Here is a 15,081-nt window from a genome sequence, read left to right as displayed (position 1 = left end):
CGGCCGGTTCGCTAGGATGCGCCGATGACCGCATTCCCGCCCTCCCCCGATCTGCCCTATGCCGGCCTGACCCCGCACGCGGTGCTCGACGCGCTCGATGCCGCCGGCCTGCGCGGCGACGGCCGCATCCTGCAGCTCAATTCCTACGAGAACCGCGTCTTCCAGGTCCATCTGGAGGAAAGCCTCGACCCGCAGGCCGCACCGCCCGCAGTGGTGGTGGCGAAGTTCTACCGCGCCGGGCGCTGGAGCGACGCGCAGATCCTCGAGGAACACGCCTTCGCACGCGAGCTGGCCGAGGCCGAGGTGCCGGCCGTCGCGCCGCTGGCGCTGCAGGCGCCTCCCGAGGCCCCCGCCGCCCTGACGCTGCAGGGCCAGCCGCCGACGCTGGCCACGCTCGAGGGCTGGCGCTTCGCGGTGTCGCCGCGCTGCGGCGGGCGCTCGCCCGAGCTGGAGGATGCGTCGGTGCTCGAATGGATCGGCCGCTTCCTGGGCCGCCTGCACACGGTCGGCGCGCGCCGGCCCTTCGCGCAGCGCCTGACGCTCGACGGCAGCGCTGCGGCGCGCGCCTCGGTACAGTGGCTGATCGACGGCGACCGGCTGCCGCCGGACGCGCTGCACGGCTGGCATGACACCTGCCTGCGCGCGCTCGATGCGGTCGACACCCGGCTGCGGCGCCACGGCGCGCTCGAGCTGCTGCGCCTGCACGGCGACTGCCATGTCGGCAACCTGCTGTGGACCGCGGCCGGGCCGCATTTCGTCGATCTGGACGATGCGGTCAACGGCCCGGCGGTGCAGGACCTGTGGATGCTGCTGGGCGGCGACCGCCACGAGATGCAGACCCAGCTCGGCGCGCTGCTCGACGGCTACGAGACGATCCGCGAATTCGACCGCCGTGAACTCGCGCTGATCGAGCCGCTGCGCACGCTGCGCATCATCCAGCACAGCGCCTGGATCGCGCGGCGCTGGAACGATCCGGCCTTCCCGGTCGCCTTCCCGAGCTTCGAGAGCCCGTCCTACTGGTCGCAGCAGACGACGCTGCTGCGCGAGCAGATCGCGGCGATGGAGGACGAGCCGCTGGTGGCCTGAGCCGGGCAGCAGCGCTCAGGCCGCATCCCAACGCTCGGGACGCAGCGCCTCGCGCAGCACCGCCACCAGGGCCTCGCGCCAGACGCCGCCGCTGCCTGAACGGCCCGGCGCCTGCTGATCGACATCCCAGTCGCACAGCAGCTCGATCAGCGTGGCAAGCAACTCGGCCGATCCCTCCGGCTGGCCGCAGGCCTTCAGCGACTGCACCACGGTTTCGGACAAGCCCATCCGCTGCAGATCCGTCCAGTCCAGCGGGGTCTGCCAGGCCCGCGCGATCAGCACCGTCTGCAGGAAGTCCTCCGGCGAACCGGCGCGGCGCGACACCTCGGCCCGGCGGAATCTTTTGCGGATCATCATGTCGCGGATCGCCTGGGCCTCACGTTCGGCGGCAGCTTGACGGGCCGCCTGGGCCTCGCGGTCCGCCTCCGTCATGGGCGCACGCGGCATGTTCGTGCTCACGCTGGCGCACCGCATCACCCTTTGACCCGGACTGAAGTGGGCCCGACCGGGAGTCGCCATCTGCGGCACCACCTGCTGGCGCGGCATCGTCAGCACCGGGGGCACGTCCTGCCGCTCGTCGACCATCAGGAAACGCGTGCCCGAAGACATCAGCCGCGCGGCCAGCACCCGCTCGAGCAGCGCCGGCGGCAGCGCGCTGCCCGGCGCCTGGGCGTGCACCACCTGCGCCAGCTCGGCCGCGACCAGCATGCGCGGCAGCCTCTCCCCCACCTCGTCGAGCGCGCTCACCGGCAGCCGCGCCAGCTCGACCGGCTCGTCCGCCTGACCGAGGCGATCGCTCGGCAGGCCCTCGAGCACGAAGTCGCCCTCGGTCGGCAGCCGCTCCAGCCAGAGGCGCAGCACCAGCGTCTCGCCGGGAAAACCGATGTCCGGCGGCGCCGAGGCCCAGATCGGCTCGCCTGCATCCTGCGGCAGCCGCAGCCTCAGCCCGGTGCAGCCCGGCTCGCGCAGCCGCGCGAAAAGCCGCTGCATCGCGCCCCCGACCGCCTCGCCGTGGGTGACGAACTCGCTGGCGCCGCCGGTCTGCAGCGCCAGCTCGCGCAGCATCGCCTCCGGCACCGCCGGGCCGATGCCCACGACGAAGATGCGCTGCCGGCCCGCCCGCGCGGTCTCGATCAGCTCGGTGACGCCGTGGATCCGGCCGTCGGTGACCAGCAGCACGTCGCAGGGACCGTCGGCCGGCAGCGCCAGCACCGAGGCCAGCGCCCGGCTCATCTCGGTGCCGCCCAGATCGGCCGCCAGATGGTCGACCCACTCCTGCGCCGCCTGCAGGCTCGCCGGCGTGGTGGTCCACAGCGCGCGGCTGCGGTGCTGCACCTCGGTGCCGAAGCGCGACAGCGAGAACTGGTCGCCGCTGCGCAGCGACGCGATGCCATGGCGCAGGGCCTGCTGCGCGGACTGCAGGCTGGCGCCGCTCATCGAGCCGGAGCAGTCGATCAGCATCTTCAGGCGCATCGGCCGGCTGACCGGCGCCAGCGTCTCGGGCGGCGCGCCCGGAACCACCGGCATCGCCAGCAGCACCGGAATGCGGCCCGTCACCAGCGCCGCATCCGGCGCAGCGCGCAGCCCCAGCGACCGCCCCGGCAGCCGCTCCAGCACCAGCACCAGATCGCGGTCCAGCCAGCCCGGCTGCGCCAGCGTGACCGCGACGCTCCGGCCGTCGCCGGAGGGCTCGACCGCCAGCGCATGGCTCGGCGAGGACAGCCGCGCCCGGGCCAGCGGCCCGTGCAGGCGCAGGTCCAGCTCGAAGGGATATTCGACCGTCGGCGAGACCGGCGCGACCTGGTGAGGCTGCAGCCCGGCCTGCTGCTGGGGGTTGCCGTAGCGCGGCGCGATCACCGTCGGCACGATCAGGCGCAGGTGCCCGGCCTGGGGCTGCAGCTCGCAGGCCTGGCCCAGCCGCAGCACGCACTCGGCGCCGGGGCGCAGATGGCCGAGGTTGAGCGAGAAGGAGCCGTTGCGGTTGGACTCGAGCATCACCGCGCTGCGCCCCTCGCACAGCGCCTGCTCATAGCCGATGTCGGCCTGCGCCGCGGGCACGATGCGGCCGGTGAGCCGCTGCCCGTCGAGCTGCACCTCGATGTCGAGCAGCACCGCGCCGGCCGGCAGCGCGAAGGTGTGGATCACCTCCAGGCTCTCGTCGGTGTCGTTGCGGAAGACCAGCTCCAGCGTCGACTCGAACAGCAGGCCGCGCAGCTCGCCGCTCACCCGCGCCCCGCGCAGCAGCGGCAGGGACGGCGATCGCCGGTGACGCTCGGCCGGCAAGCCAGGGGAATTCTGGAACGGGTTCGATGCGGTGGGCTGGGTCAAGCGCTGCTCCTTGGTCGACGGTCAGGGGGGCGGCTGCGCTCCCGCTCCGATCGGTCCCAGCGCCTCGTCCCAGGCCGCCATGACCGCACGCACGAAGACGCGCAGCTGTTCGGACGACACGCCGGCCCGGCCGGGGTCGATGACGAGCGCGACCCCGTCGGCCACCGTCAGATGGCTGCACACCGTCACCGTGCCGGGCGAAGGCGCGCGGGCGGGCAGCTCCGGCGTCTCGCCATGCAGCAGCTCCCGGATGCGCTCCAGGGACAGGCCGGCTGCGCTCCAGCGCCGGATCTGCAGCAGCTGCTCCAGATGCCGTGCGCCGTAGCGCGCCGCCCGCGTCTCGCCGACCGGACGGTCCACCAGCCCGAGCTGCACGTAGTAGCGCACCGTCCGGGCCGGCAGATCGACCAGCGCGCACAGTTCCGCCAGCGTGTGGCCGGCAGCGTCGGGGGTCGTCGTCATGGCGCGATTATGATCACCACAAGTGTCACATTCAACTGTCTAAATTGAAACCAAAAAAACGCCGGCAGCGCCGGCGTTCGGAGATCTGGGGGCGACTGACTCAGCCCAGGATCAGCGCCTGGATGCGCTTGACGTGCGCCGCCGGATCGTCGAGCTGGCCGCCTTCGGCCAGCAGCGCGTTGTCGAACAGCACCTGCGCCAGATCGTCAAACTGCGCCGCACCTTCGGGCAGCGCGGCGAGCTTCTTCACCAGCGCATGCTCGGCGTTGACTTCCAGCACCGGCTGCGAGTTCGGCGCGCTCTGGCCGGCCTGCTTGAGCAGACGCGCCAGGTGGCCGCTCATGTCGCCCTCCTCGACCACCAGGCAGGCGGGCGAGTCGACCAGGCGGGTGGTGACACGCACATCCTTGGCGCGGCTGGCCAGCGCGGCCTTCAGGCGGTCGAGCGTCGGCTTGAAGGACTCGGCAGCGGCCTCGGCCTGCTTCTTCTCTTCCTCGTCCTGCAACTGGCCCAGATCGACCGCGCCCTTGGCGACGCTCTGCAGGCTCTTGCCCTCGAACTCATACAGGTGCGAGAGCATCCACTCGTCCACCCGATCGGTGAACAGCAGCACCTCGATGCCCTTCTTCTTGAAGATCTCCAGCTGCGGGCTGTTCTTCGCGGCGGCCAGGGTCTCGGCGGTGATGTAGTAGATCGCCTCCTGGCCTTCCTTCATGCGCGAGACATAGTCGGCGAAGGACACGCCCTCGTCGGCCTGCGTCGAGGCGAAGCGCAGCAGCTTGGCCAGGCGCTCCTGGTTGGCGTGGTCCTCGCCGATGCCTTCCTTCAGCACCGCGCCGAACTGCTTCCAGAACTCGGCGTACTTGGCCTTGTCGTCGGCGCTCTCGCTGTCGGCCAGCGATTCGAGCATCGACAGCACGCGCTTGGTCGAGCCCTCGCGGATCGCGCGCACGTCGCGGCTTTCCTGCAGCAGCTCTCGAGAGACGTTCAGCGGCAGGTCAGCCGAGTCGATCACGCCCTTGACGAAGCGCAGGTAGACCGGCATCAGCGCCTCGGCGTCGTCCATGATGAAGACGCGCTTGACGTAGAGCTTGACGCCGCCGCGCTTGTCGCGGTTCCACAGGTCGAACGGCGCCTTGGCCGGGATGTAGAGCAGCTGCGTGTACTCGGTGCGGCCCTCGACGCGGTTGTGCGTGTAGGCCAGCGGCGCGGTGGTGTCGTAGGTGAGCTGCTCGTAGAAGGCCTTGTACTCGGCGTCGGTGATGTCCGACTTCGAGCGCGTCCAGATGGCCGCGGCCTTGTTGACCGGCTCCCAGTCGTCGGAGACGACGTTCTCGCCCTTCTCGGCGTCCCACGACTCCTTGCGCATCAGCACCGGCAGCGAGATGTGGTCGCTGTACTTGCCGACGATGCTCTTGAGCTTCCAGGTGGAGAGGAACTCGTCCTCGCCCTCGCGCAGGTGCAGGATGATGTCGGTGCCGCGGCGCTCGCGCGTGATGGTCTCGACCTCGAAGTCGCCGGTGCCCTCGCTGGACCAGCGCACGCCTTCGGTCGCGGCCAGGCCGGCGCGACGGCTCTCGACCGTGATGCGGTCGGCGACGATGTAGCCCGAGTAGAAGCCCACGCCGAACTGGCCGATCAGGTTCGCGTCACGCGCCTTGTCGCCGTCGAGCTTGGCCATGAACTCCTTCGTGCCGCTCTTGGCGATGGTGCCGAGGTGGTCGATGGCTTCCTGGGCGGACAGGCCGATGCCGTTGTCGCTGATGATGATGCGCCGGGCCTCCTTGTCGAAGCCGATGCGGATCTCGAGATTGGGCTGATCCTCGAACAGCGAGGCATCGTTCAGCGCCTCGAAGCGCAGCTTGTCGCAGGCGTCCGATGCGTTCGACACCAGCTCGCGCAGGAAGATCTCCTTGTTGGAGTACAGCGAGTGGGTGACGAGGTGCAGCAGCTGCTTCACCTCGGCCTGGAAGGACAGGGTCTGTTTTTCCATGGTCGTGAGTCGTCTCGGAAGATCTCTGAGGAAATCGAAGGATTCGCCGGCCGCGGGCGGCCAAGGCTTCCGAGCATGAGGCCGGGCGAGCGCTTTTCAAGAGCCACGCCCGGACCCGTCCCCACCCCACCGGACCCGGGGGCGAATCCGAACGTGAATTTCTGGCGAATGTGAAAGCAATTGATACCGGCATGGCGAATTTGCACGCGCAGGTCACGTTTTCGAAGGGCGGCTGAGTTACAAGCTGACCCGACGCCGGCCCGCTGGATCACCCGGATCCGGGGCTTGCAATCCGTGATTTACAGCACGGAGCCGATCGCGGATCATGCGTTTTTCGCCTTCGGACCCTTGTCTACCTCCTTTCGCAACCGTCTCCGTCATCCTTGCCGTGGCAGCAGAAATTCTTCCTGATGGACCCGCCAGCACCCTGTCTGGCGTGGCACGCGTGCTGGTGCTCGCCGGCAAGCTGCCCTCGCGGATCGCGGAAGACCTGTCGCGGGTGGCGCGGGACCAGCGGCGCAGCTTCGTGTCGGCGGTGGTCGGCGCCAATGCGCTGAGCGCCTATGACCTGGCCTGCTCGCTGTCGCAGGTGCTCGGGCTGCCGCTGCTCGATCTCGACGCGATCGACATCAACCGGCTGCCGCAGAACCTGGTCGATGCCCGCACGCTGTCGCAATATCAGGTGCTGGTGCTGGGCCGGCGCGGCAGCCGGCTGTTCATCGGCGGCGCCGACCCGACCGACCAGGAAGCGGTCGACCGGATCAAGTTCGCCACCCAGCTCACGCCCGAGTGGGTGGTGCTCGAGTACGACAAGCTCGCCCGCATCGTCGACGCCAAGTCGACCTCGGCCGGCGATGCGCTCGACTCGATCGTGTCCTCCGGCGACTTCGACTTCGAGGTCGAGGAGCAGGATGCCGGCACCAAGGCCGACGACGAGGTCGCCTCCGCCGAGGTCGAGGACGCGCCGGTGGTGCGCTTCCTGCAGAAGATGCTGGTCGACGCGATCAACATGCGCGCCTCCGACCTGCACTTCGAACCCTACGAGAACACCTACCGGGTGCGGTTCCGCATCGACGGCGAGCTGCGCGAGATCACCCAGCCGCCGATCGCGATCAAGGACAAGCTGTCCTCGCGCATCAAGGTCATCTCCAAGCTCGACATCTCGGAGAAGCGCGTGCCGCAGGACGGCCGCATGAAGCTGAAGTTCGGCAGCAAGGCGATCGACTTCCGGGTCTCGACGCTGCCGACGCTGTTCGGCGAGAAGATCGTGATCCGGATTCTCGACCCGTCCTCGGCGCGGCTGGGCGTGGACGCGCTCGGCTACGAGCGCGACGAGAAGGAGCGGCTGCTGTCGGCGGTGCGCCGCCCCTACGGCATGATCCTGGTGACCGGCCCGACCGGCTCGGGCAAAACGGTGTCGCTCTACACCTGCCTGAACATTCTCAACCAGCCCGGCGTCAACATCTCCACCGTCGAGGATCCGGCGGAAATCAACCTGCCCGGCGTCAACCAGGTCAATGTCAACGACAAGGCGGGCATGAACTTCGCCGTCGCGCTGAAGGCCTTCCTGCGCCAGGATCCGGACGTGATCATGGTCGGCGAAATCCGCGACCTGGAAACCGCCGACATCGCGATCAAGGCGGCGCAGACCGGTCACCTGGTGCTGTCGACGCTGCACACCAACGACGCACCGACGACGCTGACCCGGCTGCTGAACATGGGCGTGCCGGCCTTCAACATCGCCGCCAGCGTGATCCTGATCACCGCGCAGCGCCTGGCGCGGCGGCTGTGCGAGAACTGCAAGGCACCGGCCGACTATCCGCGCGAGGCCCTGCTGCGGGCCGGCTTCGCCGCCGACGATCTGGACGGCAGCTGGCGGCCCTACCGGGCGATCGGCTGCTCGGCCTGCAACAACGGCTACCGCGGCCGCGTCGGCCTGTACCAGGTCATGCCGATCACCGAGGCGGTCCAGCGCATCATCCTCGCCCAGGGCAACGCGATCGACATCGCCGAGCAGGCGCGGCGCGACGGCGTGCGCGATCTGCGCCAGGCCGGACTGCTCAAGGTGCGCCACGGCGTGACGACACTGGAAGAAGTGATTTCCGTCACCAACCAGTGAGCCCGCGAGCATGGACCTGAGCCTGGGCCCGCGGCCCGCATCTTTTCCGTCAGCGCGCGTCTGACCCCTGCCAGGAGGCACACCGACAATGGCCACAGCGGCTGCGAATGCATCGAAGAAGGTCAAGGAATTCGTCTTCGAATGGGAGGGCCGCGACCGCAACGGCAAGGCGGTGCGCGGCGAGATGCGCGCCGGCGGCGAGGCGATGGTCAATGCCAGCCTGCGCCGGCAGGGCATCCTGGTCAGCAAGGTCAGGAAGCGCCGCATGTCCGGCGGCAAGGCGATCAAGGGCAAGGACATCGCCATCTTCACCCGCCAGCTCGCGACGATGCTGAAATCCGGCGTGCCGCTGCTGCAGGCCTTCGACATCGTCGCGCGCGGCAGCCCGAACCCGCGCCTGACGCGCATGCTCACCGACATCCGCAGCGACGTGGAGACAGGCACCAGCCTGTCGGCGGCCTTCCGCCGCCACCCGCTGCAGTTCGACGCGCTCTACTGCAATCTGGTCGAGGCCGGCGAGGCCGCCGGCATCCTGGAACAGCTCCTCGACCGCCTGGCGACCTACCAGGAAAAGACGATGGCGCTGAAGCAGAAGATCAAGTCGGCGCTGGTCTACCCGGTGGCGGTGCTGGTGGTGGCCTTCATCGTGGTCGCGGTGATCATGATCTTCGTGATCCCGTCGTTCAAGCAGATCTTCTCGTCCTTCGGCGCCGACCTGCCGACGCCGACGCTGCTCGTCATCGCGATGTCGGAGTTCTTCGTCGAGTACTGGTGGCTGATCTTCGGCAGCATCGGCGCGGGCATTTATTTCTTCATCGAGAGCTGGCGCCGCTCGCCGAAGATGCAGATGGCGATCGACCGGGCGGCGCTGAAGCTGCCGGTCTTCGGCGACCTGATCCACAAGGCCACCGTCGCGCGCTGGACGCGCACCCTCTCGACGATGTTCGCCGCCGGCGTGCCGCTGGTGGAGGCGCTCGACTCGGTCGGCGGTGCCTCGGGCAATGCGGTGTTCACCCTGGCCACCGAGCAGATCCAGCGCGATGTGGCCACCGGTGCGGCGCTGACCTCGTCGATGCAGGCCGCGGGCATCTTCCCGAACATGGTGCTGCAGATGGCCTCGATCGGCGAGGAATCGGGCTCGCTCGACCAGATGCTCGGCAAGGTCGCCGACTTCTACGAGCAGGAGGTCGACGAGGCGGTCAAGGGCCTGTCCAGCCTGATGGAGCCGATCATCATCGTCGTGCTCGGCTCGATCATCGGCGGCATCGTCGTGGCGATGTACCTGCCGATCTTCAAGCTCGGCCAGGTGGTCTGACCCACTGCGGGCCCTGACGAACACACGTCGTCGAACGGTCGTTCGGCGACGGGTTCTCGTGCGGAGTTCAGGGCGCTCGATCAGGCGAATACTGAAAAATCAAGGACTTGCATCGGCATCCAGAGCACCGGACCGAGGCCGGACGCACTGGCACGGCATCTGCAATGGCGAGGGTCTCTCTCACCCACACAGATGTCGCCATGCTGAAGAAGCTGATGAACTCCCTCGCGACCGGTCTGGTCGCGCTGACCTTCGCCGCCGCCGTGCACGCGCAGACGGCCACCCCGCCGGCCAGGCCGCGAAGGTGCCGGTCGACAAGCTGATCGCCGGCGTGCCGTGCGCGAGCTGGTGCCCAAGGCCGGCACCAAGTCCGACTGCCTGCAGCGCGAACAGCTGGCGCTGTGGTTCAAGGCCGTGCGCGAGCTGCCGAACCCGGTCCATGCCGCCTACCTGCAAGCCGCGCTGCTGACCGGCGCCCGCCGCGAGGAACTGGCCGGCCTGCGCTGGGAAGATGTCGATTTCCGCTGGTGCTCGCTGACCATCCGCGACAAGGTGGAGGGGCTGCGGGTCATCCCCCTGACGCCCTGCGTTTCGCACCTGCTGGCCGCGCTGCCGCGCCGGAACGGGTGGGTCTTCTCGTCGCCCACCGCCGCAGATGGCCGCATCACCGACCCGCGCGAGGCGCACGGCCGCGCCCTGGCCGCCGCAGGCCTGCCGCATCTGACCATTCACGGCCTGCGCCGGTCCTTCGGGACGCTGTGCGAGTGGGTCGAGATGCCCGCCGGCATCGCCGCGCAGATCCAAGGCCACAAGCCGAGCGCGACCGCCGAGAAGCACTACCGGCGCCGCCCCCTGGACCTGCTGCGCATGTGGCACCAGAAGGCCGAAGCGTGGATGCTGGAACAGGCCGGCTTGCCGGTGCCCAGCGCCAGCGAGGAACCCGCCCGCCTGCGCGTGATTGGTCAACAGGGATGAGCTTGATTCAACACCATTCAGTGTGTACGATACACAAATGACGAGTGCCGACCTGATCCGTGACCTGCGGCGTGCTGGCTGGGCGCTTGACCGCGTGGCGGGTTCACATCACATCTTCAAGCATCCCAGCCGGCCCGGAATCGTTGTCGTGCCGCACCCGAAGAAGGATTTGGGCATCGGCCTTGTGAAGTCCATCCGGCAACAGGCCGGCATCTGAAGGGGAACCTCATGCGCTATCCCATTGCCATCGAACCCGGCACCGACACGACCGCGTGGGGTGTCGTGGTGCCGGACCTGCCGGGCTGCTTCTCTGCGGGCGACACGCTGGAAGAGGCCATGATTCAAGCCGAAGAGGCCATCACGGCATGGGTGGAGGTCGCGATTGACTCGGGCGAGAGCATCCCGAAGCCGTCCCCCCTGGAGACTCTGCGCACCGCACATCCCGAGTTTGAAGGCTGGGTGTGGGCGCTGGTGAAGGTGGACCCCGCCATGCTGGACGAGACGGTGGAGCGGGTGAACATCAGCCTGCCGCGCCGCGTGCTGCACCGCCTGGACGACTTGGCCCGCCGGGCTGGTGAAACCCGGTCTGGCTTCATCGCCCGGATGGCCATCGAGGGGCGCGCACCGGTAGCGCCGGCCTGAGTTTCTGCCGCGGATAGGCCGGCCAGCCGAAGAGCGGGACACCTTCACCCGCCTGCCGTGGCGCCCCGATGAAGGGCGCCAGAAGGGGCGCGCTTGGACGACAAAACAACTCTACGAATACTGGGGCACTACTCTCCAAGCGCTGCCGCAGACATGCGTAAGCACATGGGTGACCGCGCATTGCTGCAGGACGTGGCAGCAGCCCCCGACAAGCTTCTGATTGAACCGTGCAGCCCCGATCTGGAGCGAATCGATGCGGTGCCGCACTGGAAGCTGGCTCGGTGGTTCGTCGGGCTCGGGCAGGTTCGCGGCGTGACGCCTGAATGGGCGAGTAGCTACGCGGACCGAGTGCCTGGTGAAGCTGGCACCCGGCTGAACCGTGCGTTCAAGATCTACCGAGCCAGCAAGTTGCTGTGGCCGGGCGATTTGGTGCTGGTCGCCGAGTTCATTCGGTGCCTGCCTGAGCTGGGATTGACGATGCACAGCGGCTCTGCCGCCCGTGCTGAGGCTGTGGCGGCCCCTGCGGCACCAGAGGCGCCCGACAGCGCCAGCGCGCCGGCTGCTGGGCTTACTCGGGCTGTGGCGGTGCCCGCTGAGTCCGTGAGGGTGCGCACGCCGAACGTGCGGCAGGCCATCGCTCCATACGTCGCCAAGCTGATGAAGGAGCATCCCGAGTACACCGCAGATGCCCTGTATCGGCGCATGAGGCGCGACGCTGGGGAGGATGGTTCGCCATTCGCCAAGCTGGGGGGCGGCGAACTGTTCTGCGTCGAGGCGAGCAGGCCATGCGGCATTTCCACGGTGGCAAGCGCGCTGACCGAGTACCGCAAGTCCATCAGAAGGCCACACGCGCCACGGTAGAGGCGGTAGAGCGGCCGTAGAGCCGGTAGAACTGGTAGAGGTCGGAATCCCTTCCACCGCAGAAATGCATACGGAAGACGAGAAATGGACCTCGAACCCGCTACCACTCCGACCGCGAAGAAGACCCTGGGCCGCCGCCCTCGCACCGCGCCGCGCATCTTCACGCCGCTGGTGCTGGAAACCCGGACCCACATCCCGACCGCAGACGCGGCGCATCACCTGAGCCTGTCGGAGCAGACCTTGCGTGCGTGGTCCTGCTTCGAGAATGGCCGCATCCGGCCGCTGCGCATTCCTGGCCGTCTGGGTCTGCTGTGGTCCGTGGCTGAGATCAAAGGTCTGCTGGGGCTGGCATGACTGCCGCCGCAGTCCTGCGCCTCAAGAAGCTGACCGGCGCCGGAATCGTCCTGGCTGCAGCTCGGCATAACCGCCGCGCCATTGCCGCCGAGCTGGGCGTCGCTTCGCACATTAACCCGGCCCGGTGCTGCCTCAATGTGCGCATGGAGGGGCCGGACACGCCCGAAGGCGTTGCGGAGCTGGCGCAGGCCCTCATGGGGGCTGCCGGGGTCGGCAAGCTGCGCCGCGATGCTGTGCGCGCCGTGGAGGCGGTGTTCTCGCTGCCGGCTGGCGGTGCGGGCGTTGACCCTGCCGCCTACTTCGCTGCCTGCGTGGCCTGGGCGCGCGAGCAGTTCGGGCCGGTGCTGAGTGCCGACGCTCACCACGACGAGGCGACGCCTCACGCGCATGTGCTGTGCCTGCCTCTCAAGGCCGGGCGCATGGTCGGCTCTGACCTCGTGGGCGGCCCGGCGAGGCTGCGCACGCTGCAGACCGCCTTCCATGCCGCCGTTGCGCAAGGCTTCGGCCTGAAGCGTGGTGCTGCGCGCCTGTCGGGCCTGAGCCGGGAGAAGCTGGCTGCCGCCGTCCTGGCGCACATGAAGGCTGCGGCAGACCCGGCCCTGAAGTCGGCTGCATGGCCTGCCATCCGTGACGCCATCGAACGCGACCCGCGACCGTTCGCGGAATCCATAGGGTTCGATGCCAGCCGAGCCAGCGAGGCCGCGAAGAGGCCGGCCCGAACGCTCGCCAGCATCATGACCAGCGTCGGCAAGGGTGCAAAGACCCGCGAGGCTGCAGAGCGCCGCGACCGGGCGCTGATGAGGTCAAAGCCTATAGGGTTTGAGGCCGGCGAGGGCCTGCCGGATAGGCCGGAAGGCGGGCCGCCGAAAACACGAACCATAGGCTCTGTAGGGTTCACTCTCGCCGCGGGGGTTCCTGACCGCTCCAACCGCCCGCATGAGGTCATCTCGAGCAGCAGCGCCAGCCCCACCGAAGCGCACGCATCCGGGGGTGTCTCGTGACTGCTGCCGACCTCGCGCAAGCCGTCGTGCATGAGCTGCAGCGCCGCGCCGACCCGGCGACCCGCTCGCCTTCCTGGCCGGGCGTCCTGGCCGCCATCAACACCGACCCGCGCCCGTTCGCTCGCGCTCTTGGCCTGCTGGCCGTGACGCCGCGCGCTGGTCGCACCGGTCACTGAATCGAGGAACAGACATGACAACCAACGTGACCGCTGACACCCGCCAAGCCTTCGAGCGCCTTCGCCGCCTCTCCGCCGAACTCGATGGCATCTCCGTGGACTGGCAACGCTTCGCCCAGCTTGCCGAGCAGTCCGGGCCGGCACCTGACCGAGTCGGACAGATCGACGCACTGGCCGCCGTGCTGGTCGGCGCCGGACTGCAGCGAGCCGATACCCAGCGTGCGGTCGGCCTGCTGCTGGCGCTGCCGGCGGCAGAAGCTGCGATTGCCAGCGCCAGCCCGCAAGCCTTCGCCGCGCTGCTGCGTGATCTGGCGGCGGATGGCGATGCGGAGGGACTGGCGCTGGCACTGCACGAGGGACCGGCCGATCCACACCGCTATGCGGCCCATGTCCGCGAGTTGGTCGAGTCCATCGGGGTGGCGGACTGCGACGATCTGGGGGCACTCAAGGTCCGTGCGGTCATGGCTGCGGCGAAACCCGGTTGCGTCATCGGCGAAGAACTGGCCGGTGCCATCGTGGACGCCATCGATGCATGGGCCCGGCTGAAAGTCGAGACGCCCGAGCAGCGCGCCATCCGCGAAGCCTTCAATGAGGCCCGGCGCCTGATGGACCTGCACGGCGACCGCGACCCGCGCACGATGGATGCCGTCATCAAGGCCCTGGAGTGGCAAGACCCGGGGTGCTGCGCCCGGATGCTCGCGCAAGGCGGCCTCACGATGCCGGCCCCCACGCACTGCGCAGAAGACGGAACCCGGCTCTACAGCCTCGACAGCATCGCCGACGCGCTGGGCGCCAATGTGGGCGAGCTGCAGGCCGTTGCCGAGGACATGGAAGCGGTCGTACGTATTCACCCCCCCTCCTTGACACCCCCAGCCTCACGCATCCCGGCAAGTTCAACTTGCCAGGACACCACGCACAGAAGGTCAGGAAGGTGAGCGCCGCCGCCGCGCTCAGCCGCCCGGCAGCAGCGACGGCACCGGGCCGGCGCCCAGCCAGGCGCGCAGCGCCTGCTCCATCCAGTCGCGCAGGTCGCGGCCCTGGCGGCGGCAGCTCTCCATCGCCGAGAAGCCCCGGGCGACGAACTGCTGCCCGCGCATGGAGCGCGTCGGGCCGCTGATCTTGCGCTTGAGCACCACCGTGCGCAGCGCCTGCTCGGCGGCGTTGTTGGTGGGCTCGACGCCGGGGTGGCGCAAGAAGGTCCACAGCGAGACCTCCTGCGCGAGCAGGTTGGCGCAGGTCTGCGCGGTGCGCCGGCAGCCTGAGCGCGTGATGCACCCGGGCCTGCAGCCCCGCGCCGAGTTCGCGCCAGCAAAACAGCCCCCGACCCACAAGCGTACGTATTCACGCCCCCCTCCTTGACACGCCCACCCAGCCCGTCAACCCGCTGAAGCCCGCGTAGACAGCACGGGTGCGAGGCGGGAGAGTCAAGCCCGATGAACCCGCCCCCATCGCCCACACCCGAAGACCCGCCCGCCAAGCCGCAGACGCTGGCGCAGTGCCATGAAGTGATCGACACGCTGGGCCAGCAGCTGGCGCAGCTGCGCGAGCAGGTGGCGTGGCTGCAGGAGCGGGTGAAGCTGGACTCGCGCAACTCGTCGAAGCCGCCGTCGTCGGATGTGGCGGGCACGAGCCGGCCGCGCCGCAGCAGCGAGCGCAAGCGCGGCGGGCAGCCCGGGCACAAGGGCACATACCGGACGCTGCTGGACGAGGGCGAGGTCGACGCGGTGCACGAGTGCCCGCCACCCGAGGTGTGCGAGTGCGGCGGGCCG

General features: G+C 69.1%; 16 protein-coding genes and 1 pseudogene. 13 read left to right on the top strand and 4 right to left on the bottom strand.

The features are described 5' to 3' along the window. The first annotated feature begins 24 nt into the window (after positions 1-24). Positions 25-1,086: a serine/threonine protein kinase gene (locus HZU84_RS13865; protein WP_149502538.1), complete on the top strand. Its 1,062-nt coding sequence runs from the start codon at positions 25-27 to the stop codon at positions 1,084-1,086. Positions 1,087-1,101: 15 nt separating this feature from the next. On the opposite strand, the gene HZU84_RS13860 is transcribed toward HZU84_RS13865, so the two are convergent. The 3 genes from HZU84_RS13860 to htpG form a co-directional block, all read right to left on the bottom strand. Further along, positions 1,102-3,414 carry a VIT and vWA domain-containing protein gene (locus tag HZU84_RS13860; RefSeq protein WP_149502537.1) on the bottom strand — a complete coding sequence of 771 codons (2,313 nt, stop codon included), beginning with the start codon at positions 3,412-3,414 and terminating at the stop codon, positions 1,102-1,104. Positions 3,415-3,435: 21 nt separating this feature from the next. Next, positions 3,436-3,876 carry a MerR family transcriptional regulator gene (locus tag HZU84_RS13855; RefSeq protein ID WP_149502536.1) on the bottom strand — a complete coding sequence of 147 codons (441 nt, stop codon included), beginning with the start codon at positions 3,874-3,876 and terminating at the stop codon, positions 3,436-3,438. Positions 3,877-3,976: 100 nt separating this feature from the next. Continuing rightward, positions 3,977-5,869 carry a molecular chaperone HtpG gene (gene htpG / locus HZU84_RS13850; protein WP_149502535.1) on the bottom strand — a complete coding sequence of 631 codons (1,893 nt, stop codon included), beginning with the start codon at positions 5,867-5,869 and terminating at the stop codon, positions 3,977-3,979. A 325-nt stretch (positions 5,870-6,194) separates the two neighbouring features. Here htpG and pilB point away from each other — a divergent pair, with 325 nt between their 5' ends. The 11 genes and pseudogenes from pilB (at position 6,195) to HZU84_RS13800 (ending at position 14,247) form a co-directional block, all read left to right on the top strand. Then, positions 6,195-7,988 carry a type IV-A pilus assembly ATPase PilB gene (gene pilB / locus HZU84_RS13845; RefSeq protein WP_149502534.1) on the top strand — a complete coding sequence of 598 codons (1,794 nt, stop codon included), beginning with the start codon at positions 6,195-6,197 and terminating at the stop codon, positions 7,986-7,988. 88 nt (positions 7,989-8,076) lie between these two features. Beyond that, positions 8,077-9,303, top strand: coding sequence for a type II secretion system F family protein (locus HZU84_RS13840; protein WP_149502533.1), 1,227 nt, complete (start codon positions 8,077-8,079; stop codon positions 9,301-9,303). 200 nt (positions 9,304-9,503) lie between these two features. Then, on the top strand, positions 9,504-9,626 hold the full coding sequence (locus HZU84_RS20640) for a hypothetical protein (protein ID WP_256365868.1): 123 nt from the start codon (positions 9,504-9,506) through the stop codon (positions 9,624-9,626). 7 nt (positions 9,627-9,633) lie between these two features. Then, positions 9,634-10,278, top strand: a pseudogene (locus HZU84_RS13835) (tyrosine-type recombinase/integrase); the annotation flags it as partial. A 37-nt stretch (positions 10,279-10,315) separates the two neighbouring features. Continuing rightward, positions 10,316-10,495, top strand: coding sequence for a type II toxin-antitoxin system HicA family toxin (locus tag HZU84_RS13830; RefSeq protein ID WP_149502531.1), 180 nt, complete (start codon positions 10,316-10,318; stop codon positions 10,493-10,495). Between the two features lie 11 nt (positions 10,496-10,506). Next, a complete protein-coding gene (locus HZU84_RS13825) occupies positions 10,507-10,920 on the top strand; it encodes a type II toxin-antitoxin system HicB family antitoxin (RefSeq protein WP_149502530.1) in 414 nt (137 codons plus the stop codon). A 93-nt stretch (positions 10,921-11,013) separates the two neighbouring features. Continuing rightward, positions 11,014-11,781: a hypothetical protein gene (locus HZU84_RS13820; RefSeq protein ID WP_149502529.1), complete on the top strand. Its 768-nt coding sequence runs from the start codon at positions 11,014-11,016 to the stop codon at positions 11,779-11,781. Between the two features lie 84 nt (positions 11,782-11,865). Next, positions 11,866-12,135, top strand: a complete 270-nt coding sequence (locus HZU84_RS13815; protein ID WP_219340951.1) for a hypothetical protein — start codon at positions 11,866-11,868, stop codon at positions 12,133-12,135. Then, complete coding sequence (locus HZU84_RS13810; RefSeq protein ID WP_149502528.1) at positions 12,132-13,136, top strand: plasmid recombination protein; 1,005 nt, start codon at positions 12,132-12,134, stop codon at positions 13,134-13,136. Before HZU84_RS13815 ends, HZU84_RS13810 begins: the two co-directional genes overlap by 4 nt. Next, positions 13,133-13,312, top strand: a complete 180-nt coding sequence (locus HZU84_RS13805) for a hypothetical protein (protein WP_149502527.1) — start codon at positions 13,133-13,135, stop codon at positions 13,310-13,312. The genes HZU84_RS13810 and HZU84_RS13805 overlap by 4 nt, the downstream gene beginning before the upstream one ends. A gap of 14 nt (positions 13,313-13,326) precedes the next feature. Then, on the top strand, positions 13,327-14,247 hold the full coding sequence (locus tag HZU84_RS13800) for a hypothetical protein (protein WP_149502526.1): 921 nt from the start codon (positions 13,327-13,329) through the stop codon (positions 14,245-14,247). A gap of 15 nt (positions 14,248-14,262) precedes the next feature. On the opposite strand, the gene HZU84_RS21130 is transcribed toward HZU84_RS13800, so the two are convergent. Then, positions 14,263-14,643 carry an IS66 family transposase gene (locus HZU84_RS21130; protein WP_149502525.1) on the bottom strand — a complete coding sequence of 127 codons (381 nt, stop codon included), beginning with the start codon at positions 14,641-14,643 and terminating at the stop codon, positions 14,263-14,265. A gap of 102 nt (positions 14,644-14,745) precedes the next feature. Here HZU84_RS21130 and HZU84_RS13790 point away from each other — a divergent pair. Next, the coding region (locus HZU84_RS13790; protein WP_257644608.1) for a DUF6444 domain-containing protein at positions 14,746-15,081 on the top strand (336 nt) is incomplete at its 3' end.

It is taken from the genome of Sphaerotilus sulfidivorans, from assembly GCF_013426975.1.
In the GTDB taxonomy this organism is placed as follows: Bacteria; Pseudomonadota; Gammaproteobacteria; order Burkholderiales; family Burkholderiaceae_C; genus Sphaerotilus; species Sphaerotilus sulfidivorans.
The sequence above is the reverse complement of the archived record's forward strand: the minus strand, read 5'-3'. Positions and strand labels throughout refer to the sequence as shown.

Excerpts from the sequence above, each read along its gene's own strand:
- HZU84_RS13865 (WP_149502538.1), top strand. The coding sequence starts at position 25 with ATGACCGCATTCCCGCCCTCCCCCGATCTGCCCTATGCCGGCCTGACC.
- HZU84_RS13855 (WP_149502536.1), bottom strand. The coding sequence starts at position 3,876 with ATGACGACGACCCCCGACGCTGCCGGCCACACGCTGGCGGAACTGTGC.
- htpG (WP_149502535.1), bottom strand. The coding sequence starts at position 5,869 with ATGGAAAAACAGACCCTGTCCTTCCAGGCCGAGGTGAAGCAGCTGCTG.
- pilB (WP_149502534.1), top strand. The coding sequence starts at position 6,195 with ATGCGTTTTTCGCCTTCGGACCCTTGTCTACCTCCTTTCGCAACCGTC.
- HZU84_RS13840 (WP_149502533.1), top strand. The coding sequence starts at position 8,077 with ATGGCCACAGCGGCTGCGAATGCATCGAAGAAGGTCAAGGAATTCGTC.
- HZU84_RS20640 (WP_256365868.1), top strand. The coding sequence starts at position 9,504 with ATGCTGAAGAAGCTGATGAACTCCCTCGCGACCGGTCTGGTCGCGCTG.
- HZU84_RS13830 (WP_149502531.1), top strand. The coding sequence starts at position 10,316 with ATGACGAGTGCCGACCTGATCCGTGACCTGCGGCGTGCTGGCTGGGCG.
- HZU84_RS13825 (WP_149502530.1), top strand. The coding sequence starts at position 10,507 with ATGCGCTATCCCATTGCCATCGAACCCGGCACCGACACGACCGCGTGG.
- HZU84_RS13815 (WP_219340951.1), top strand. The coding sequence starts at position 11,866 with ATGGACCTCGAACCCGCTACCACTCCGACCGCGAAGAAGACCCTGGGC.
- HZU84_RS13810 (WP_149502528.1), top strand. The coding sequence starts at position 12,132 with ATGACTGCCGCCGCAGTCCTGCGCCTCAAGAAGCTGACCGGCGCCGGA.
- HZU84_RS13800 (WP_149502526.1), top strand. The coding sequence starts at position 13,327 with ATGACAACCAACGTGACCGCTGACACCCGCCAAGCCTTCGAGCGCCTT.